The sequence below is a fragment of the Streptosporangium sp. NPDC049248 genome (assembly GCF_040678965.1).
GTDB classification, from domain to species: Bacteria; Actinomycetota; Actinomycetes; order Streptosporangiales; family Streptosporangiaceae; genus Streptosporangium; species Streptosporangium fukuiense.
In genome coordinates, this window is record NZ_JBFAQY010000010.1 from 146470 (window position 1) to 167955 (window position 21486).

Annotated in this window: 17 protein-coding genes; 3 read left to right on the forward strand and 14 right to left on the reverse strand. The window is 70.9% G+C overall.

The genetic code is table 11. The annotated features are described in order from the left end of the window. The first annotated feature begins 167 nt into the window (after window positions 1–167). Window positions 168–1133, forward strand: a complete 966-nt coding sequence (locus AB0K21_RS20300) for a hypothetical protein (RefSeq protein ID WP_343971986.1) — start codon at window positions 168–170, stop codon at window positions 1131–1133. Window positions 1134–1159: 26 nt separating this feature from the next. After that, window positions 1160–2119 carry an SIS domain-containing protein gene (locus AB0K21_RS20305; RefSeq protein WP_343971989.1) on the forward strand — a complete coding sequence of 320 codons (960 nt, stop codon included), beginning with the start codon at window positions 1160–1162 and terminating at the stop codon, window positions 2117–2119. 24 nt (window positions 2120–2143) lie between these two features. On the opposite strand, the gene AB0K21_RS20310 is transcribed toward AB0K21_RS20305, so the two are convergent. Next, a complete protein-coding gene (locus AB0K21_RS20310) occupies window positions 2144–2554 on the reverse strand; it encodes a DUF742 domain-containing protein (RefSeq protein WP_343971992.1) in 411 nt (136 codons plus the stop codon). A gap of 2 nt (window positions 2555–2556) precedes the next feature. Further along, the gene (locus tag AB0K21_RS20315) at window positions 2557–5175 is read right to left on the reverse strand and encodes a nitrate- and nitrite sensing domain-containing protein (RefSeq protein ID WP_364151866.1); all 2619 of its coding nucleotides are present in this window, start codon (window positions 5173–5175) and stop codon (window positions 2557–2559) included. Window positions 5176–5617: 442 nt separating this feature from the next. On the opposite strand from AB0K21_RS20315, the gene AB0K21_RS20320 reads away from it, so the two are divergent. Next, window positions 5618–6640 carry an ABC transporter substrate-binding protein gene (locus AB0K21_RS20320; protein WP_364151869.1) on the forward strand — a complete coding sequence of 341 codons (1023 nt, stop codon included), beginning with the start codon at window positions 5618–5620 and terminating at the stop codon, window positions 6638–6640. A 45-nt stretch (window positions 6641–6685) separates the two neighbouring features. On the opposite strand, the gene AB0K21_RS20325 is transcribed toward AB0K21_RS20320, so the two are convergent. From AB0K21_RS20325 to AB0K21_RS20380, 12 genes are all read right to left on the reverse strand, one after another. Then, complete coding sequence (locus tag AB0K21_RS20325) at window positions 6686–7243, reverse strand: ATP/GTP-binding protein (RefSeq protein ID WP_343972082.1); 558 nt, start codon at window positions 7241–7243, stop codon at window positions 6686–6688. A 10-nt stretch (window positions 7244–7253) separates the two neighbouring features. Next, window positions 7254–7616, reverse strand: a complete 363-nt coding sequence (locus tag AB0K21_RS20330) for a DUF742 domain-containing protein (protein ID WP_343972001.1) — start codon at window positions 7614–7616, stop codon at window positions 7254–7256. Between the two features lie 39 nt (window positions 7617–7655). Then, window positions 7656–8069: a roadblock/LC7 domain-containing protein gene (locus AB0K21_RS20335; protein WP_343972085.1), complete on the reverse strand. Its 414-nt coding sequence runs from the start codon at window positions 8067–8069 to the stop codon at window positions 7656–7658. A gap of 5 nt (window positions 8070–8074) precedes the next feature. Then, window positions 8075–10897 (reverse strand): nitrate- and nitrite sensing domain-containing protein, encoded by a 2823-nt coding sequence (locus AB0K21_RS20340; RefSeq protein ID WP_364151872.1) that lies wholly within the window; start codon window positions 10895–10897, stop codon window positions 8075–8077. Window positions 10898–11145: 248 nt separating this feature from the next. Next, entirely contained in the window at window positions 11146–13422 is a 2277-nt protein-coding gene (locus tag AB0K21_RS20345) for a [protein-PII] uridylyltransferase (protein WP_343972007.1), read from the reverse strand. A gap of 3 nt (window positions 13423–13425) precedes the next feature. Then, a complete protein-coding gene (locus AB0K21_RS20350) occupies window positions 13426–13764 on the reverse strand; it encodes a P-II family nitrogen regulator (RefSeq protein WP_030906290.1) in 339 nt (112 codons plus the stop codon). Continuing rightward, on the reverse strand, window positions 13761–15080 hold the full coding sequence (locus AB0K21_RS20355) for an ammonium transporter (protein WP_343972011.1): 1320 nt from the start codon (window positions 15078–15080) through the stop codon (window positions 13761–13763). Before AB0K21_RS20355 ends, AB0K21_RS20350 begins: the two co-directional genes overlap by 4 nt. 746 nt (window positions 15081–15826) lie before the next feature. After that, on the reverse strand, window positions 15827–16765 hold the full coding sequence (locus AB0K21_RS20360) for a sigma-70 family RNA polymerase sigma factor (RefSeq protein ID WP_343972014.1): 939 nt from the start codon (window positions 16763–16765) through the stop codon (window positions 15827–15829). Window positions 16766–16975: 210 nt separating this feature from the next. Then, window positions 16976–18148, reverse strand: a complete 1173-nt coding sequence (gene hutI / locus AB0K21_RS20365; RefSeq protein WP_343972017.1) for an imidazolonepropionase — start codon at window positions 18146–18148, stop codon at window positions 16976–16978. Next, complete coding sequence (locus AB0K21_RS20370; protein ID WP_343972020.1) at window positions 18145–19506, reverse strand: formimidoylglutamate deiminase; 1362 nt, start codon at window positions 19504–19506, stop codon at window positions 18145–18147. The genes hutI and AB0K21_RS20370 overlap by 4 nt, the downstream gene beginning before the upstream one ends. After that, window positions 19494–20657, reverse strand: a complete 1164-nt coding sequence (locus tag AB0K21_RS20375) for an allantoate amidohydrolase (protein ID WP_364152006.1) — start codon at window positions 20655–20657, stop codon at window positions 19494–19496. Before AB0K21_RS20375 ends, AB0K21_RS20370 begins: the two co-directional genes overlap by 13 nt. Window positions 20658–20780: 123 nt before the next feature. Continuing rightward, a complete protein-coding gene (locus AB0K21_RS20380) occupies window positions 20781–21467 on the reverse strand; it encodes an SDR family oxidoreductase (protein WP_343972023.1) in 687 nt (228 codons plus the stop codon). Between the last annotated feature and the right edge of the window lie 19 nt (window positions 21468–21486).

Genomic DNA, 21486 nt, shown 5'->3' on the forward strand with positions numbered 1-21486 from the left:
ATCCAGCTTCAATCTGGAACCGGCTCGACACGGTTCCCCGAGCCGGCGACGGACGGAGCAGCGCGCTCCTCGATGCTCTGACCAGCGTGGATCCATCCCCCTTCAGGGTGCGCCGGTTCCATCCGCTTCCCTCCCCGGCCGCCACATTTATCTCAACCGACACTCAATTGTCATGGATCGACGGAGCCGTCGGGACGGGTGAGCGCGGCTTCGACGTCGACCAGACCAACCACTCCGTGGTCGTCGGCGAACGGGTCGTCGTCAAGTGGCTCACCCCGCCCGTACCACTCCCGGCGCCCGCGCCCGACATGTTCGCGCACCTGACCTCGGTCGGCTTCACCGCGACCGCCACGCCCTACGCGGCCCTCTCCCGGCGCGCGGACGACGGCTCCGAGACGCTGCTCGCCCTCGTCACCGCCTACCTTCCCGAGGCGAGGGACGGCTGGGAGTGGTGCGTGGACGAGGCCGTCTCCTTCGGCACCTCCTTCGCCGCCGACCTGGGCGCCCTCTCGGCCGACCTGCACGCGGCGATGGCGACCCCGTCGGCGACCTTCCCCGACCCGGTACGCACGGCGGAGGGCCCGTGGTCGCCGCGGGCCGGCGAGGCGCTGGAGGAGGCGCTGGCGCTGACCGACGGCGAGGACGGCGAGTGGCTCGCGGCCCACGCCGGCGCGCTCCGCGCCGACCTGGCTCCGCTGGCCGCCGCGGGCGCCACCCCGCTGATCCGCATCCACGGCGACCTGCACGTCGGCCAGCTGCTCCGCTGGCGGGACGGGTACGCCGTGATCGACTTCGACGGCAACCCGACCGTCGCGGACGCCGCCCCCCTCCAGCCCGCCGCCCGCGACCTCGCCCAGCTCACCACGAGCCTCGAACACGTCGGCCAGGTCGCGATCAGGCGCCGCGACGCCGATCCGGCGATGATCGCCGAGTGGGCCCTCGCGGCCCGCGCCACCCTGGAGTCGGCCTACTCGGACCGCCTGGCCGAACTGGGCCACGCCGAGCTTTTGGACCGTTCCCTGCTGCGCCCGTTCGAGATCGAACAGGAGTGCCGCGAGCTCGTCTACGCCGCCCGGCATCTCCCCCGCTGGCGCTACGCCCCGATGGGCGTACTGCGGTCCCGTTACCGGTGACCGGTGAACCCGATGAAGGAGAGCACGTGATTCCCGAGCTGTACCTCGCCGATCTGGAGGCCAAGCCCGCCGCGCTGACCGGCCTGGCGAGCGCCCTGGAGGCCGACGACCCGTTTTCCGGAATCCCCTCCCGGATCCGGCGGGTGGTCTTCCTCGGTATGGGCAGCTCCCGGTACGCCGCCCGGGTGGCCGCGCTGCGCCTGCGGGCCGCCGGAGTGGACGCGGTGGCCGAGTACGCCTCCGCCGCCCTGAGCTACCCGCCGAGCCCGGACACCCTGGTGGTCGCCATCTCCGCCACCGGCGGCAGCAGGGAGACCCTCGACGCGGTCGCCCGCGTACGCGGTCGCTCCTTCGTCCTCGCACTGACCAACGCGCCGGGCTCGCCGGTCACCGAGGGCGCCGACCTGGTGGTCCCGATGCTGGCCGGCGAGGAGCGCGGCGGCGTGGCCTGCCGGACCTTCCAGCACACCCTCGCCCTGCTCCTGGCGCTCGGAAACCGCCTCACCGCCTCCGGCGGGGACTCACCCGCGCTGCTCCGCCGTACGGCCGAGGCCACCGCCGACCTGCTGGAGCGCCGCGACGAGTGGCTGGAGCCGGCGGCGGCACTGCTCGACGGCCCGCACGGCGTCTACACGATCGCCCCCGCCGAACACCTGTCCTCCGCCGAGCAGTCGGCCCTGATGTTCCGGGAGGGACCGCGCAGGGCGGCCGACGCGTGCGAGACCGGCGACTGGGCCCACGTGGACGTCTACCTCACCAAGACCCTGGACTACCGCGCCATCCTGTTCCCCGGCTCTCGCTACGACGAGCAGGCCATGGACTGGATCCGGCAGCGCGGCTCCACGGTCCTGGCCGTCGGCGGCGACCTTCCCGGCGCCAAGGCCGCCGTCCGCTACCGCCACGACGACGACCCCGACGTGGCACTCCTGACCGAGACCCTGGTGGCCGAGCTGGTCGCCGCCAGGTGGTGGCTCGCCCAGAGCTGACCCCCGGCCGACCCCCGGCGGGCCTCAGATCTGGTCGAGGCCGCTGAGGACGCGTTCGAGGAGGTCGGGACCGGGACCCGCAGCGTCGACCTTGGGACGGTGGATCCGCACCAGGCCCTCGGACTCCATGTCGGAGACCAGGACGCGGGTCACCCCGAGAGGGACGCCGAGCAGGGCGGAGATCTCCGCGACCGAGCGGATCCGGCGGCACAGATCGCTGATGAGGCGGTACTCCCGGATGTAGGACAGGCCGAGCCGAGCCGGGGTCGAGGTCGAGACCATCGCCTCCATGGCGAGCTTGGCGCTCGGCACGATCCGCCCTCCGGTCACGGCGTACATCCGGACCAGCGAGCTCTCCTCCTCGACCGGTTCGCCGTACTCCGGCTCGTACCCGAAGCGCCCGTCCCGCCCACCGTCGGAGTCGTCGGCCCGCACGGCTATCGGTCCCGGTTCGGGAGCTCGTTGCGCGCCCTGAGCACGCCCTGCTGGAAGCTCGACATCCGGTCACGGAGCCGCTCGGCCGCGCCCGGTCCCGGGCGCGGCCCCGGCCCCGGCCCCGGTTCCGGGTTCGGCCGAGACCGGGCGGGCGGCGCCACCGAGCCGGGCACCAGGTTCGCCCTGGGGGTGCGTTTGGGCAGGCCGGCGTCGGTCGTGCCGCCGTGTGCGGGCGCGCTCGCCGCCTGGGCGGCCTGCCAGCCCCCGTCACCGGGAGAGGACCACGGCTCGGGCTCGTTGCGAGGGCTCTCCGGGACGGGGTCGCCCGTGGCCTCGCCGGGATCCCGGGAGGCGGCGATCCTGAACCAGGCGGACTCGACCGAGGCGAAGATCGGCAGGAAGTCGTCCTGCTTCGCCGGCGGCCCTGTCTCGTCCGCCCGGGCCGGACGGAGGAGGGGGCCGAGCGGGTCGGGGTGCGGCTCCGGGAACTCCCCACGCGGGCGGGACCGTTCCGGGGGCGGGCTCCACACGCTCGGCGCGCCCTCGTCCGCCCGCCCGTCCCACGCGGGTGCGGGCCACGTCTGCGCGGTGGGCGCCGCGAGCAGGGGAACCCTCGGGGGCAGGCCCTCGGCACCGGGAGCCTGCGGGAACGACGGGCCGGCGAGGGGCACGACGCCCTTGGGGAAGGCGGCGGGGAGCCGCGGGTAACCGGCCTGCTGGGGCGCCGGGGGCGGTGTGACGAGGAGTGTCTCCGGGAGGAGGACCATCGCGGTCAGGCCGGCCCCCTGGGGGCGGAGCTGGACGCGGATGCCGTGCTTGAGCGCGAGGCGGCCGACCACGAACAGACCCATGTGGCGGGCGACCGAGGCGTCGGCGGCCTGCGGGTTGGCCAGCCGCCAGTTGGCCTGGGAGAGCTCGTCGAGCGTCATGCCGATGCCCTGGTCGGTCACCGAGACCATCACGCCTCCCCCCTCGATCCGGCTGCTGGACACCGTGACCCTGGTGTTCGTCTGCGAGAACGAGACGGCGTTCTCCACCAACTCGGCCAGCAGGTGGACCACGTCGCTCACCGCGGGGCCCGCGACGGCGACCTCCGCCCGGACCCGGTTCGTCACCCGCTCGTAGTTCTCCACCTCCGACAGCGACGCCCTGACCACGTCCATCAGCTCGACAGGCTGCCTCCAGCGCCGCGCCACCTCCTGCCCGGCGAGGACGAGCAGGTTCTCGCTGTTGCGGCGCATGCGGGTGGCGAGGTGGTCGAGCTTGAACAGATCCGCCAGCCGCTGGTCGTCGCGCTCGCCGCGCTCCAGCCGCTCGACCAGGCTGAGCTGGCGTTCCACCAGGCTCTGACTCCGCCGGGAGAGGTTGACGAACATCGCGTTCACCGTGTTGCGCAGCTTGGCCTCGTCGCCGGCCAGCCGCACCGCCTCCCTGAGCACCTCGTCGAACGCCCTGGCGACCTCGCCGATCTCGTCCCGGGAGAGCACCCCGATCGGCGGCACGTCCGCGACGACCTCCCCCTCACGCGACTCGCGGACCCGCTGGACATAGGCGGGCAGCCGCTCCCCGGCGACCTCCAGTGCCTCCCCGCGCAACCGCCGCAGCGGGCTGACCAGCGAGCGCGCCACCCAGATGGTGATCACCAGCACGAGCGCCAGCAGGGTGACGACGGCCATGGCGACCATCAGGGCGTGGCTCTGCTCGGCGTCACCGAGCTGCTGGCTGCGTACCACGATGTCCCGGGCGTGCCGTTCCTCGACCCCGCGCATGTGGTCGACGACGACGGTGGCCGCGTCGTACCACTCCTTGGCGTCGTCCTTCTCCGCCAGGTCCAGCCCCTTCAGCGAGGTGCCGGAGGCCGCACGGAGCAGGACCAGCTCGCGGAGGAACTCCGCGCGGTCGGCGGTGCGGCCGTTGACCGTCTCGTCGAAGAGGCGGCGGTCCCGGCTTCCGGCCTCGGCGGCGAAGGTCCTCCTCTCGTTGCGCTCCGTGGAGAGCGCGCCGAGGAACCACTCCATCTGCTCCTGCTCGAACCGCCCCGCCACCAGCACCACGGTCAGCAGCGCCCGCTGGAACGAGACCGCCTCCTTGGCGCGGGCGAGCGCGTCCAGGGTCAGGGCCTGGCCGAACAGGACGTCGTCGGCGGTGCCCTTGCCGAGCTCGTCGTGGAGGGAGATCAGATCGGCGATGACCAGGCTGTAGGCGGCGATGACCGCGTCGGGCAGCAGCGTCGGCCCCAGGGCCTGGGTACGCAGCGGGGGGAGGTCGTCCAGGCGGGTGATCGCGGTCTCGACCTCGTCCCGGGTACGGCCGCTCACCTCCCCGCCGAGCAGGGCGCCGCTCTCGCGAACGCGTGTCACGGCACCGTCGACCAGGTCCATCTGGGCCCGCACGTTCTCCACCCCGCTCGCGGGGCGGCCGAGGGCGATGAACCAGGCGGTGTGGTCACGTTCCTCGGCCAGTTCGTGGGTGAGCGCGCCGACGTGGCCGGAGAGCCGGGCGAGGTCGTTGATCCGCCGGTAGTCGTCCGAGGCGCTCATCGAGGCGAACACCTGGACCCCGCCGAGCAGCACCGCGGCGATCGTGGGCACCAGGATGAGCGCGACAAGGCGCCGTCGCACCCGCCAGTTCCGCGGGCGTAGGCCGCTGCCCGCGTCTTGGATCCGCTGTGTGCTCACCGAACGCTGCCTCTCGGTGGATGAACCCCTGGTCGAATTTCCCGCGGTTCCCGGCAATTCGAGCACATCTCGACCTATGGGGCCAAGCGAACACAGCTCAATAAATGCGTATTCCTGGTGAAGCGGTGACCAGAACCTGGAGCTCCAGATATGACTGGAACATCGGTTTCAGTGGTCCGAATACCCCTGTCGCACATTTACCGGCCCGCACGGTCGTTTGCATCGTTCCATTCGGCGGCTCAGCAGCGCCGGACGGAATCACGCCGTCCCTGGAAGATCACAACATTGTGGGTCATCACAGTCACCCCATATCGTGACCTCCTACGTCCGCAGTCCACCACGTCCTCGGTTCACCGGATCCGAGCGACGGGCCCTGGAGGAGAACGTGGCCACACCCGGCGACGCCGCGAGCCAGGTTCGCGGGCCGCGCCCACCCACCCGCCCTCCGGCACTCGGCCGCCTCTCGGCGCTCACCCGCGTCGCGGTGCTCGGTGCGGTCACCGCGCTGGTCCTGCCGCTCACCTCGTGCACGGGCGAGCAGCCGTCCGCGCCGGCCGCCGACAACGGGCCGGTGCGGATCGCCGTCAACGGCTGGGCGGGCTACGAGGCCGGCGCCGCGGTCCTCGGGCGGCTGCTGACCACGGAGCTCGGCTACCCGGTGCAGACGGTCAAGCTCAACGAGGCCCAGTCCTGGGAGGGCCTCGAAAAGGGCACGGTGGACGTGATCGTGGAGAACTGGGGACGGGAGGCGGAGAAGCAGATCTACATCGAGGAGAAAAAGGTCGCGGTCTCCGCGGGAAGAAACGGCAGCAGGGGTGTCATCGGCTGGTACGTCCCGCAGTGGATGGTGGACGAGTATCCGGACATCACCGACTGGCGACAGCTCAACAAGTACGCCCATCTCTTCAAAACTGACAAGTCGGGCAATTTAGGCCAACTGCTCGACGGGGACGCCTCATATGTCACGCACGACGAGGCCCTGGTGCGCAATCTCGACCTCGACTACAAGGTCGTCTACGCGGGCAGCGAGAAGGCACTGATCGAGGCCGCCAGACGGGCGACCCGCGACCGCACCCCGCTGCTGATGTACTTCTACCAGCCGCAGTGGCTCTTCACCCAGGTCAAGCTGGCGAAGGTCAACCTTCCGCCGTACGCGATCGGCTGCGACGCCGACCCCGCCAAGGTGAGGTGCGACTACCCGCCCTACCTGCTCGACAAGATCGTGAGCAGGCGGTTCGCCGACACCGGCGGCGGGGCCTACGAGTTGGTGAGGAACTTCACCTGGACCAACGACCAGCAGAACGCGGTGGCGAACGACATGACGGAGAACGGCCTGGACGCCGACCGGGCGGCCCAGAAGTGGATCGACGCGAACAGGATCATCTGGAAGGAGTGGCTCCCCGACTGACGCCTCCATCCGGGTGGTCACCGGCCCACCCGGATGCGACGAGGGCTAAACGGAGGTGCCGTAGGCCGCGCGGACCCGCAGAACGTGCTCGACCAGAGTGATCAGCGTGCCCTTGACGGAGTCCCGGGAACGGGCGTCGGTCCGCACGACCGGAATGTGCGGGGCCAGGGTCAGGGCCTCGCGCACCTCGTCCTCGTTGTGCGGGAACTCTCCGTTCCAGCCGTTGATGCCGACCAGGAAGGGGAGCTTGGCCTCCTCGAAGTAGTCGATCGCCGGAAAGCCGTCGGCCAGCCGCCGGGTGTCGATCAGGACCACCGCGCCGATCGCGCCGCGGACCAGGTCGTCCCACATGAACCAGAACCGGTGCTGGCCCGGCGTGCCGAACAGGTACAGGATCAGGTCACGGTCCAGCGAAAGACGGCCGAAGTCCATCGCGACCGTGGTGGTGGTCTTGTTCGGAGTCAACCCCAGGTCGTCGATCCCGGCGCTGGCGTCGGTCATCACCGCCTCCGTGGTCAGCGGCAGGATTTCCGACACCGCCCCCACGAACGTGGTCTTGCCGACACCGAACCCGCCCGCGACAACGATTTTCGTTGACGTCAGGCCACCCTGGCTAGAGCCTGCGAAGTCCACTGAGAACCCTTTCGAGCATGTTGAGATCCGGTTGTCCCTCGTTAAGACGCGGCTGATGGATGCGGACGAAGCCCTCGTCGACCATATCCGCCACCAGAACGCGGGCCACGCCGAGCGGGACCTTCAGCAGAGCCGAGATCTCAGCCACAGAGCGGTACGAGCGACAGAGCCTGATGATCGCATCCTGCTCGGGGGTGAGCAGAGCCAGGTCCTCCTCCATGATGAAGGAAGAGGAGACCAACGTCTCCATGGCCAGCTGGAAACGGGGCTCCGACCTGCCACCGGTGACGGTGTACGGGCGGAACAGCGGCTCGTCGTCCTCGCTCCTGTCAATCCCCCGCACTGGCCCCTCCCCTGGAAAAACCCGACACGGCCCCGGTCACTACCGGCCCCGGAGGGACTGTAGCTCGGCGCGGAGCGCGGGGGTGAGCACCTGACCGGCCCGCTCGACGAGCATCGTCATCTGGTAGGCCACCAGGCCCATGTCGCAGTCGGAAGAGGCCAGCACGGCGAGCGCGGAACCGTCGCTGATCGCCATGACCAGCAACAGGCCGCGCTCCATCTCGACCACGGTCTGGGTGACCGGGCCTCCGTCGAACACCCGGGAGGCCCCCACGGTCAGGCTGAGCAGGCCCGCGGCGACCGCGGCGAGCTGGTCGGCCCTGTCGACCGGAAATCCCTCCGAACCGGCGATCCTCAGTCCGTCGGCGGAGACGCACACCGCATGTGCGACACCGGGCGTGCCGCGGACGAACTCGGTGATCAGCCAGTCGAACCTGCGCGCCTCATGACTCAGGGTCGTCACGAGCCATCCTCCTCCTTGTCGGTAAGGCTCCTGGTAGTGGCTTCGGCTACTTCGGCGCGACCTCGTCGCACCCCCTGCTGGAAACTCGTCAGACGGTTGCGCACCCTGTCCGGGGACACGGACGGCGTCGGACTGGACGGCATCGGGCTGGACGGCGTGGAAGCGGCCGTGCCCGGTACGAGATTCGCCCGGGGAGTGCGCTTGGGCAGACCCGCGGCGGTGATCCCGCCAAGACTGGGGTCGCTCACCGCCTGGGCGGCCCGCCAGCCGGCGTCGGACGGGGTGTTCCAGCCGTCCGGGTCGCCCGCCGTCGCGGATCGCTCCGCCTCCGCTTCCACCGACGGCTCGTGGGCCGCCTGGTGGACCGGTACGCCCCCCGGTGGGGGGGCCTGCTCGTCGGACGTGCTCTCCGGTGCGAAGGACGCGGGCCCCCCTCCTTCCGCCGGGCCGTCCACCCGGCGGAACCAGGCCGACTCGACCGAGGCGAAGATGGGCAGGTACTCCTCCTGCTCGGCTTCGAGCGGGGAGACGCCCACCGTGGGCATCGCCCCCGCCGCCGGGTTCCCGTACCCGTACTCGTACGAGGACTCACCCCATGAGGAGAGTCCCTGGGCGGGAACACCCCCGCCGCCTTTCAGCCCGCCGACCTGGCGCTTGGGCAGCGGCGCGCCACCTGCCGGAGCACCGGACGAATCCGTCTGACCGGTGGAGGCCCGCTGTTCCGCGGCGAGATGGTCACCGTGCGACGAGGCGGAGCCGAACGAGGACGCGTCCGGGATGGACACCTGCCCGAACGAGTCATGACCGAAAGAACTCTGCCCGAACGACCCTTGCCCGAACGAGGAATGCTCGAACGAGGACTGGCCCTGCCCGTACGAGGGTTGCCGGACGGGTGGGCGGCCGGTGGACGTCTGGGCGGAGAAGTCCCCCGAGGCGGCCTGCTCCGCTCCCCAGGAGGGAGTCCGCGCCGGCTGGTCCTCCTGAGTGACGAGCTCCGGCGGGAACAGCACCATGGCGACGAGGCCGCCGCCCTCCTGCGGGCGCAGCTGCACCCGGATGCCGTGGCGCAGGGCCAGGCGGCCGACCACGAACAGGCCCATGCGCCGCGACACCGAGACATCGACGACGGGCGGCTCCGCCAGCCTGCGGTTCGCCTCGACCAGCTCCTCGTGGGTCATGCCGATACCCGGGTCGCTGACCGCGAGCAGCGCGCCGCCGCCCTCGATCGCGCTGCTGGAGACCACGACCCGGCTGGCCCGGGGGGAGAACTGGATGGCGTTCTCCACCAGCTCGGCGACCAGGTGCACGACGTCGTTGGCGGCACTGCCCGCGACCGAGATCGTACGGTGCACCCTGACCTGGACCCGCTCGTAGTCCTCGACCTCCGACAGGGAGGCACGCACGACGTCGACGAGCTTGGCCGGCCTGCTGCGCCTGCGGGGCGGCTCGTGACCGGCGAGGACCAGGAGGTTCTCGGAGTTGCGCCGCATCCGGGTGGCCAGGTGGTCGAGCCTGAACAGGTCGGCCAGGCGGCCGCCGTCCTCCTCGCCCTTCTCCAGCCCGTCGATCAGCGAGATCTGCCGCTCGACCAGGGTCTGCGTGCGACGCGACAGGTTGACGAACATCGCGCTGACGTTGGAGCGGAGCTCGGACTCCTCGGCGGCCAGGCGCACGGCCTGCCGGTGGACCTCGTCGAAGGCCTTGGCCACCTCGCCGATCTCGTCGGTGCTCTCGACCGGGATGGGGGCGATCTCGGGCGTCCTGGTGTCGCCGGAGACCCGTAGCCGCTGCACCACCTCGGGAAGCCTGAAGCCCGCGACCTCCAGCGCCTCGGCGCGCAGGCGGCGCAGCGGCGTCACCATCGAGCGGGCGATCACCACCGTGAGGCCGAGTACCAGCAGGAGCAGAAGCAGGATCAGGACGGACGTGATGATCGCATTGCGCTGTTCGTCGTCCTCCAGCATCCGGGCCCTGGCGACCACGTCACCGGCGACCTTGATCTCGACCTTCCGCATCAGGTCGAGGACCGCGGTGTTGTCCGAGAACCACTGCTTGACGTCGTTGGAACCCGACAGCAGCCGTCCGGTGTACCGGGGGTCACTGGCGAGCACGATCGCCCTGGCCTTGGTCAGTTCGGCCCGGTGCACCCTCTCGTCGATCATGGCGCCGGCGAGGAGCCGGCTGTTGGCCGGGCTCGCCTCGACGCTGAAGTCCGCCTCGAACTCGCTCATACGGGAACGGGAGGCGATGAACTTCTCGATCTCCTGCGGGTTGATCAGCGAGGGCGCGTAGTACCCGGCCAGCAGGCGGGCGCGCTGCCTGGAGACCTCCTCCTTGGCGTACGCCAGGGCGCTGAGCGCGCGGGTGTTGCCGGCGATCTCCGAATCGTCGCCGGCCAGCGTGAGCTCCTCGTGGAGCTTGAGCAGCGGGGCGATCATGTAACTGTAACGTTCCACCCGGGTCGTACCCGGCAGGCGACGCAGCTCGGGAAGGCCTTCCAGCTGGTAGGCGACGCTCTTGGCCGCCTCGACGGCTCGGGGGCCGTAGGAGTCGTCGATCGCCCGGACCTCCAGCTGCACCTTCCTGACCAGTGCGTCGACCACCTTCCGCTGGGCTTCCTCGCTCTTCTTCAACCCCTTGTCCGAAGGCTGGAACGACCCCCAGGCGCCCCTGTCACGTTCCAATCCAAGCGCCTGCGCCAGATCCCGGAGACCGCCGGAGTACTCCGCCGCGGCGGCGGTCCGCTGGTGCCCGGCGACGCTGTCGACGGAGGCCACCACGCGCGTGCCCGCGAGCACGACACCCACCGTGGTCGGCACCAGGATCAGAGCCGTCAGACGCGAACGGACACGCCAGTTCTTCAGGCCGAACCGAGCGGCAAGCCGCTTGCCACGGTCGGGTGCCGGAGCACTCCCGCTATCGGATGTCGCCCTCGCCACAGCTCTCGCTACCCCTCAATCACGACACAGATGAACAACATCAGACCACAAGGTCACGTGAAAGAATCGACAAAAACGACATATCGCCTTTAATTGTTACTAAGGCGACAAGGGGTGATCATCCGCGGCTACCTCAGGGCAGCCAGCACCTGGTCTCGTATCTGAGCTCGCTGGACCTCGTCGGTCAGCGGACGGCCGGCTCTGTCGACCACGTAGAAGACGTCCACCGCCTCTGCGCCGAGAGTCTCCACACGGGCAGCCCGTACGTCAAGGCCACATTCCCCAAATGCTCTACCGATCCGCCACAAAAGTCCCGGACGGTCATGGGCCCGCACCTCGATGACCGTCGCGGTGTTCGACGCGTCATCCACCAGGTTCACCCTGGGCGGCGCCACCGGCACCCGTGCCGGGCGCATCGACCTGCTCCTCCTGGCGAGGCGCTGCTCGATGTCCAGGCGACCGGCCAGGACCAGCCGCAGATCGGCCTCCAGCGTCGCGGGATCGGGCGGCGAGCCGTACTCGGGAACGACCGAGAACTCGATCACGGCGGTCGTCCCCGCCGAGGCGGCCGACGCGGCGCGGACCACCATCCGGTGCGCGGCCAGCACCCCGGCCGCACGCCAGAGCAGCCCGGCCCGGTCCGGCGCGACCACGGTGACCGCTCCCCCGTTGATCCGCACGGCTCCTCCGCCGTGTCGGGCCAGGGACGCCTGCTCCACCGAGAGCGAGGGCGCGGGCCGCAGCGGGGTGCCGGAGAGCGCCGAACGGACCCGGCGCACCAGATCGGTGACCAGTGAGGCCTTCCACGAGTTCCAGGCGGCGGGCCCGGTGGCGTGGCCGTCGGCCACGGCGAGGGCCGCCAGCAGTTCGAGGACCTCGCGCGTACCGACGGCCTCGGCCACCCGGGAAATGGTCACCGGGTCGTCCAGGTCACGGCGGGTGGCCGTCTCGGGCAGCAGGAGGTGGTGGCGGACCACGGTCTCCAGGGTGTCGACGTCCGCCGGAGGCAGGCCCATCCGGGCCCCGATGTCGCGGGCGACGACGGCGCCGGTGGTGGAGTGGTCCCCGGGGTATCCCTTACCGATGTCGTGCAGGAGCGCCGATATCAGCAGCAGGTCGGGCCGGGAGACCTCGCGGGTGAACGAGGCGGCCCCGGCGGCGGCCTCGATCAGGTGCCGGTCGACCGTGTAGCGGTGCACCGGGTTGCGCTGCGGGCGGTGCCGCACCCGCTCCCAGTCGGGCAGCAGGCGGACCAGCATCCCCGCCTGGTCCAGTTCCTCCCAGACCGGCACGGCCGCACGCCCGGCGCCCAGCAGGGCCACCAGGGCATCACGTGCCTCATCCGGCCAGGGCACGGGGAGTGGCGGCGACTGGGCCGCCAGCGTGGTGACCGTGGCGGGCGCCAGTGGCAACCCCGCCTCGGCCGCCGCGGCGGCGGCGCGCAGCACGAGGATCGGGTCCTTGCGGGGGTTGACCCCGCGGGCCAGCACGACCTCTCCACCGTGCTCGACGACGCCGTCGGCGAGCGGGCGGCGGCCACGGGGGGTGGGGCCGGTCAGCAGCCGGTCGACGGTGCGCCAGGTGGCGTCGAAGGCGTGCCCGATGGTCCTGGCGGCCTCGGCGAGCCTGCGCATCAGCGCCTCGGCGTCGAGCAGGCCGAGGATCCCGGCGACCGCGTCCTGTTCCTGGAGCACCAGCCGGTCGGCGCCTCGGGCGGTCACCAGGTGCAGCCCGTGCCGGATGTCGAGCAGCAGCTCGTAGGCCTCGCGGACTCGCGGACCGGGAGCCGAGGCGACCCAGGCCGCCGCCACGGCCTGCATCGCCTGCACGTCACGGATGCCGCCGCGGGAGTCCTTGAGGTCGGGTTCGAGCAGGAACGCCAGCTCCCCGCTCGCCTCCGCCCGCTTGTCCGCCGCGTCGCGCAGCTCACCCAGCCGGCGCCGGGAGTCGGCCCGCCACTCGGCGAGCACGACCTCGCGCACCGACCTCGTCAGCTCCTGGTCTCCCGCCACGTGCCGGGCCTGGATCAACCCGAGGACCGCCTTGAGGTCCTCCCCGGCCACCCTCGCCGCCTCGTCCACGGTCCGCACCGAGTGGTCGAGGCCGATCCCGGAGTCCCAGATCGGATACCAGATGCGGTCGGCGATACGCGCCACATCATCTCGTCCGTCGTGGAGCAGGACCAGGTCGAGGTCACTGCCCGGCGCGAGCTCCGAGCGGCCCAGGCTCCCGACCGCGACGAGCGCGACTCCGCTGAGGGCGCCGCGCTCGTCGTTTCTCGTCGTTCCCCCGTTGTGCCCGTACGGCGTGCCGCAGGCGGTCCTGACCAGGTCCGTCAGCCAGCGGTCGATGTCCGCGGCCCGTTCCTTACGAGCCGCGGCGTACGAGCGAGTGTCGCCTCTCACCGGTTAGAGCGCCTCAGGTCCGCGTTCCCCGGTGCGGACGCGGATCACCGTGTCCACCGGAACGGACCAGACCTTGCCGTCGCCGATCTTGCCGGTCTGCGCGGCCTTGACGATGACGTCGATGACGTCCTCGGCGTCGTCCTCCTCGGTGAGCACTTCGAGGCGGACCTTGGGCACCAGGTCGACCTGGTACTCGGCGCCCCGGTAGACCTCGGTGTGGCCGCGCTGGCGGCCGTAGCCGCTGGCCTCGCTGACCGTCATGCCCTTGACCCCGAACTGCTCCAGGGCCGCCTTCACGTCGTCGAGTTTGAACGGTTTGATGATCGCGGTGATGAGTCTCATGCGTCCACCTTCTTAGACGCCGGGGTGGAAACCGGACCGTTGACGGCCGCGACACCCGAGGAGTGGATGGTGCCGAGGTCGTAACCGGTCTCGGCGTGGGTGGTGATGTCGACGCCGGCGATCTCCTGCTCCTGGGTGATGCGGAAGCCCATCGTCTTGTCGATGATCTTCGCGATGATCCAGGAGATGACGAAGGAGTAGGCGCCGACCGCGACGGGACCGAGCACCTGCACGCCGAGCTGGGAGATCGGACCGCCGTAGAAGAGGCCCTTCTCCTGACCGTCGGCGAACGGGTAGGCGGCGACGAAGCCCAGCGCCACCGCGCCCACGACACCGCCGACCATGTGAACGCCGACCACGTCGAGCGAGTCGTCGTAGCCGAGCTTGTACTTCAGGCCGACCGCGTAGGCACAGGCGACACCGGCCAGCGCGCCGATCACGAACGCCGCCCAGGGGTCGACGAAACCACAGGCCGGGGTGATGGCGACCAGACCGGAGACCGCACCGGAGGCGACACCGAGGGTGGTGGAGTGGCCGTCGCGGAGCTTCTCGACCAGGATCCAGGCGCCGGCCGCGACCGCGGTGGCGATCTGGGTGTTCATGAACGCCAGGCCGGTCGTGCCGTCGACGGCGAGCTCGGAGCCCGCGTTGAAGCCGAACCAGCCGAACCAGAGCAGGCCCGCGCCGAGGAGGACGAGCGTGAGGTTGTGCGGCCGCATCGGGTCCTTGCGCCAGCCGACACGCTTGCCGATCACGAGCGCGACCGCCAGGGCCGCGGCGCCGGCGTTGATGTGGACGACGGTGCCTCCGGCGAAGTCCTCGATGCCGAGGGTGCTCAGCCAGCCACCGCCCCACACCCAGTGGGCCACGGGGAAGTAGACGACCGTCGCCCAGACGAGGGCGAAGACCACCCAGGCGCCGAACTTGACCCGGTCGGCGAGCGCGCCGCTGATCAGCGCGACCGTAATGATGGCGAAAGTCATCTGGAACGTCGAGAAGACCAGACTCGGCATACCGGTGCCGTCATCCTTGGTCGCCGTCTCGACCAGGCCGCTCAACCCGATGTTGTCGAGCCCGCCAATGATCTTGTTGAGGAATCCGGAGCCGTCTCCGACGGCGTCGAAGGCCAGCGAGTGACCGTAGAGAACCCAGGCGATCGTCACGACGATGATGCTGACCCACGACATCATCATCATGTTGAGAACGCTCTTCGCCCTGGTCATGCCCCCGTAGAAGAAAGCGAGACCTGGCGTCATGAGCAGGACGAGTGCGGTGCTCGCGAGCATCCAGGCTGTGGAGCCGCTATCGATCTCCATGCGAAGCGACCCTCCTTCCAATTGGCGTTTTGCCGGTTTCACATGCAGTGGACGCTTCCAGGGCTCCGTCGACCGGCCGCGCACTGACGTTGCGCCACAGCGTGTTCTTCCGCCGTTTCAAGGCGCGACCCTGTGTGTTTCACATCTGTGAATCTCGGCCACACGATGTTTCCGCCGGGTTTCGGACTGGGCATGTCTCGACTTACCAATGACCCAAAAGATGCCCAGGTGAGCAACCACCCGACTCTTCCGAGGGCCGCCGATGACCGCGCGCATGACCCCCGCCACGCCCGTCATGTCCTCTCATCCGGGCGAATACGTTGGGCCGTACTCCCTACCCGGCGAAGGAACGAACTGATCGCCCCGGCCCCGTACCTCCTAGCCCGACCCTGCGCTCCTTCCCGCAGTGGCGCTTCAGCTACGGCGCCTCGCCGAACGGTCCCGTAAAGATCGCTTCAGCCACGCACAGCACACTGGACGGCCGGAAAGAAACCCACTACGGCCCGCACGCCGTACGGCGAGACCGCGTGCAGCGGAGGTGGGTGGGCGTTCCGGGCGGCTTAAAAAAAGCCCGCAACCATGGCGCCCGAGCAGGCCGGAGGCCTGAATCTCAAGACGGCAACTGAGACGGCCGCCCGGAACGCCCGCCCACCGCAGCGGGCACAGAGCCAAAGCACAGAGCCAAAGCACCCAAAAAAACGATCCGGCACGCCCCCCCGCGGGGAGCGTGCCGGATCGCAGACGGCTCAGGCCGCGGTGGCCATCTTCCGCAGCCGGGCCAGGGCGTCGCGCTCGATGCGTCGGGCGCGGTCCCTGCCGATGCCGTAGCGCTCGCCGACCTCGGTCAGCGTGTGCTCACGGCCGTCCATCAGGCCGTAACGCCAGCGGAGCATCTCGCGGGTCTGCCCCTCCAGCCCCGTCAGCCACTCCTCCAGCCGCTCGCGCTCAAGGACGTCCATCGCCTGCTGCTCGGGATCGGCCCAGGTGTCGTCGGCGATCATGTCGCCGAGTTCGGTCTCGTCCTCGTCGCCCACGCCCAACTGCAGGGAGACGGGGTCGGAGGCCCAGCGGCGGAGCTCACGGACCCGCTCGATGGGCAGTTCGAGCACCGCCGCCAGGTCGGCGTCGGTCGGCTCGGCGTCGAACTCGGCCAGCATGTCCCGGCGGACCCGCATCAGCCTGGTCATCTGCTCACCCGCGTGGGTGGGCAGGCGGACCGGCCGGGCCTGCTCGTGAATGGCACGCCCCACGGACTGCCGGATCCACCAGGTGGCATAGGTCGAGAACTTGTAACCGCGCCGGTAGTCGAACTTCTCGACCGCGCGGACCAACCCCAGGTTTCCCTCCTGAACCAGATCGATCAGCGGCATTCCCCGCCCTGAATATTTGCGCGCGACGGCCACCACAAGACGTAGATTGGCCTGGATGAATTCATCTTTGGCCCTCCGCCCGGAAACGGCCAAACGCTCAAGCTCCTCATCGGCGGCGTCCGCGATCCGCGGCTCCGTCAACCCGCCGTCCAGCAACTGCTCAGCGAAGAGACCCGCCTCGATCCGCTTGGCGAGTTCCACCTCTTCCTCCGCGGTGAGCAGGGGCACCCTGCCGATCTCTGCCAGGTAGGTTCCGAGCAGATCCCTGTCAGAGACGTGCTGATCCTGCGTCCGATTCCCCGTCGGCCTTGCCATCCGATGGCACCTCGCTCCGGCTGCTTATGACGTGTCCGCCCGCTCGCTCAACGCCCCATGCGCGCGGACACGTCGCTTGACTTTTCAACGGCTGGATCAGGGCAAAGATTCCCTCAAGAAGTACGCCTGGAGAATGGTTCCGAACTCCTCCTCAGGGAGGATGCCTCCCGGCGCCACGACAAGGCCCGCGGCTGCCCCCGGCGAAGAGGGCTAAACCAGACGGCGCCCCTCCTTCCACACCTGTGTCACCAGCGGCACCCCCGGCCGGTAGGCGAGATGGACGTACGTCGGGGCGTCCAGGATCACCAGATTCCCCCTGGTTCCCACCCGCAGCGTGCCGACGTCCCCGCGGCGCAACGCCCTGGCCCCGCCGTACGTGGCCGCCCTGATCGCCTCCAGCGGCGTCATCCGCATCTCGCGGACCGCCAGCGCCACGCAGAAGGGCATCGAGGAGGTGAAGGAGGAGCCCGGGTTGCAGTCGGTGGCCAGCGCGACCGTCACCCCGGCGTCCAGCAGGCGGCGGGCGTCCGGGTAGGGCGAGCGGGTGGAGAACTCCGCACCGGGCAGCAGGGTGGCCACCACTCCCGCCGACGACAGCGCCGAGACGTCGTCGTCACTCAGATGGGTGCAGTGGTCGGCGGAGGCCGCGCCCACCTCGGCGGCGATCCGCGCCCCCGGGCCCGCGCCCAGCTGGTTGGCGTGGATCCTCGGCAGCAGCCCCGCCTTCATCCCGGCGAGGAGGATCTCCCTGCTCTGGTCGGCGTCGAAGGCGCCGCGCTCGCAGAACACGTCGACCCACCGGGCGTGCGGCGCGCAGGCCTCCAGCATCTCCCCGGTGACCGTGCGGACGTACTCGTCGGCCGAGGAGGCGTCGGGGGGCACCACGTGCGCGCCCAGGTAGGTGGTCTCCTCGGTGAACCCCCGCGCGATCTCCAGGGACCTGCGCTCGTCCTCGACGGTGAGGCCGTAACCACTCTTGATCTCCACCGTGGTCGTCCCCTGGGCGAGCATCTCCGAGACCAGGGCGGCGGTGAGCGTCACGAGCTCGACGTCGGAGGCGGCGCGGGTGGCCGACACCGTGGTACGGATGCCACCGGCCGTGTAGGGCAGGCCCGCCATCCGGGCGGCGAACTCGGCCGTGCGGTCGCCCGCGAAGACGAGGTGGGCGTGGCTGTCGACGAACCCGGGGATCACGCAACGTCCGTCGACGTCAACCCGCTCGTCGGCGCAGGGAGCCGCACCGGCGGGCCCCGCCCACACCACCTCGCCGTCCTGCACCACCAGCGCCGCGTCCTCGATCTCCTCCCGCGCCGGATCACCCGTGTAGAGCAGTCCGATGCGATCGAAGAGGGTGCTCCTCACCTGCCGGCCCTCGCTCGTCATACCGACCTCCCCGCTCGTGCCTCGATGATCGCCTCGGTGAGCATGCCGCCCACGTCACCGAGTACGTGCCTGCCCTCGGTGACCACGCGGCGGCCCCCCGACACCACGGAGTGCACGTCGGCGGCCGTGGCGGCGAACACGACGGTCTCGGCCAGGTGCGCCGGGGAGGCGCCCGCCGTACGGACCGAGTCCAGGCGCACCGACACCAGGTCGGCCCACGCGCCGGGGACGAGCATGCCCGCGCAGGCGAAGCCGAGCGAGTCGTGTCCCGCCGCCGTGGCGGCGTGCAGGAGCTCGGCGGCCGACCAGTGACCGCGCCGCTCGGTGGCCAGCCGCTCGTCCAGTTCGACCGCGCGGGCCTCCTCGAACAGGTCGACGACCGCGTGACTGTCCGAGCCGAGCGTGACGGGCGACCCCGCGTCGAACAGCGCCCTGGCCGGTCCGATGCCGTCGGCGAGGTCGCGCTCGGTCGTGGGGCACATGCACACGCGCGTGCCGGAGCCGCCGAGCAGCGCGATGTCCACGTCCGACAGGTGCGTGGCGTGCACGGCGGTCGAGCGGGGGCCGAGCGCGCCGTGCGCCTCCAGCAGCTGGACCGGGCTCGCGCAGTACGCCTCCACGCAGGCGGTGTTCTCCGCCCGCTGCTCGGAGACATGGGCGTGCAGCGGGACCGCGTGGTGGCGGGAGAACTCGGCGACCACCGGGATCTGCTCGGGCCTGACCGCACGGACCGAGTGCACGGCCACACCGATCTCCACGTCCGGATCGTCCCGGTAGTGGGTGGTGAGCGCCTCCGCCCGTGCCGCCCACCCGTCGGCGTCGCCGTCACCGAACCGCAGCTGGACACCGCTCAGCGGGGTGCCGACGCCACCGGTCAGGTAACAGGCGTCCAGCAGCGCGATGCGCAGCCCCGCCTCGCGCGCCGCCTGGACGAGCGCGTGGCCCATGGCGTTCGGGTCGTCGTAGCGCCTGCCGCCCGGACTGTGGTGCAGGTAGTGGAACTCCCCGACGCAGGTGATGCCGGCCAGCGCCATCTCGGCGAACGCGGCCCTGGCGAGTCTGAGATAGGAGTCGGGGTCGAGGGTCTCCGCCACCTCGTACATCTGCTCGCGCCAGGTCCAGAAACTGCCCTTCTCCCGTTGCGTCGCCCCGCGCAGGGCACGGTGGAAGGCGTGGGAGTGCGCGTTGGCCAGGCCCGGGATGGTCAGCCCGGCCAGCCGGACGGCTCCGCCGGGCGGGGTCGCCACACCGGTGACGATCTCGGAGATCACCGTGTCGTGGACTTTGACGAGCACTCCCGCGACGGCCTCGCCCGGCGGCAGCCAGGCCAGCTCGCACCAGTAGTTCAGCTCGCGCACAGGTCCTCCAAAACCGCGGCGAGGACGGCGACCCCCGTGTGGCAGTCGGCCGTCTCCGCGTGTTCGTCCGGAGAGTGAGAGATGCCCGTCGGATTGCGGACGAACACCATCGCGCTGGGCACACCCGCGGACGCGAGAATGCCCGCGTCGTGTCCGGCCCCGGTCGGCAGGACGGGTGCGCCCCCGGCGGCGGCGGCGACCCGCTCGCGCAGGACCGCGTCGAAGTCGACGACCGGGGTCCACGACTCGACGGTGACCTCGGCACCGGAGAACTCGGTCAGCTCGGCGACCAGCGCCCTGACCGCGTCCTCGTCACCGCCCCTGGCATCCAGCCAGGCACTGACCAGTCCGGGGACGGCGTTGGCGTTGTTGGGCGACACGCGCGTCCTGCCGAAGGTGGCGACCACGCCGCCGCGCTCGGCGGCCTGGCGGGCGTGGAGCACGGTACGGGCGAAGGGCAGCATCGGGTCGTCGCGGTCGGCCAGCCTGGTGGTGCCGGCGTGGTTGGCCTGGCCGTGGAAGTCGAACCGCCAGCGGCCGTGCGGCCAGATGGCCGAGGCGACGCCGACCGGCGCGTCCCGGTGGACCAGGTCCTTGCCCTGCTCGACATGGAGCTCGACGAAGACCCCGACATGCCGCAGGGTCTCCTCGTCCCGGCCCAGGGCGCCCGGGTCGCGTCCTGCCCCGCGCAGTACCTCGGCCAGCGAGTCGCCCTCGTCGTCGGTCAGCGCGCGCGCCCTGTCCGGGTCCAGGATTCCGGTCAGCAGCCGGGAGCCGACGCACGGGACGCCGAACCTGGCGCCCTCCTCGTCGCTGAAGCAGGCGATCCCCAGGGGGCGCGCGGGCCGGAGGTCCCTGGCCCGCAGCAGGTCGAGGGCGGCGAAGGCCGACACGACTCCCAGGGGGCCGTCGAAGGCGCCGCCCTGCCGTACCGAGTCGAGGTGGCTGCCGGTGACCACGCCCGGCCGCACCGACGGGTCACCCCACCAGGCCCACAGGTTGCCGTTGCGGTCCTCCCTCAGGTCGAGGCCGCGCCTGGCCGCCTCCTGTCCGAACCAGCGCCGAAGCTCCAGATCCGCCGGCGACCACGCGTCTCGCAGGTAGCCCCGGGTCCGGCCATCACGTCCGAGGTGCTCGATGGCACCCCACATCTCGTCGAACACCCTCCCATTATGTGAATGATCCCATTCATTGGCGAGTCCGCCGCACCTTCGCCCGATTCCCCTGCCCCGCGGAGCCGCTCCGCCTCGCCGGGCGAGAAACCGTACGGCCCCTCAGTTCAGGCGGCCTGCGGCGGGACGGACGGTGATCTCGGTGACGTGGGCGTCGGGTGACGCGGTCAGGGCCGCCTGCACCACCCTGGCCACCGAGTCCACGTTCAGGTACTTCTCCGGCCGGTAGGAGTCGCCCTCCCGGACCCGCACCTCACGCTGCATGTCGGTGTCGACCCGTCCGGGGTAGATCGTCGTCACGCGGAGTTCCGGCTCTTCCAGGCGGAGCGCGTCGGCGAAGGCGCGCAGCGCGAACTTGCTCGCCGCGTAGGGGCCCCAGCCGGCACTGGCCCGCTGCCCGGAGCCGGAGTTGATCAGCACCACGTGACCGCGCCCCGCGCGCAGGGCGGGCAGCAGCAGCCGGGTCAGCTCGACCACCGCGATCACGTTGACCTCCATGGTGTGCCGCCACACCTCGGCCGGGGTCTCCTCCACCCGCCCCAGGTGCAGCACACCCGCACTGTGCACCAGCACGTCGAGCCGGTCGATGGCGGCGACGTCGGCCTCCGTGACGGTGGTGAGCTCCACCGGCCAGGGCCGCGCGCCGGGCAGGGCGGCGGCCGTCTCGGCCAGCGCCTCGGAGTCGCGGCCGCCGAGCAGCAGGTCGTGGGTGGGGGCCAGGGCGCGGGCGATCGCGGCGCCGACCCCTCGTGAGGCACCGGTGACCAGTGCGGTCGGACGTACAGACATGTCGATCACCCTATCCGGA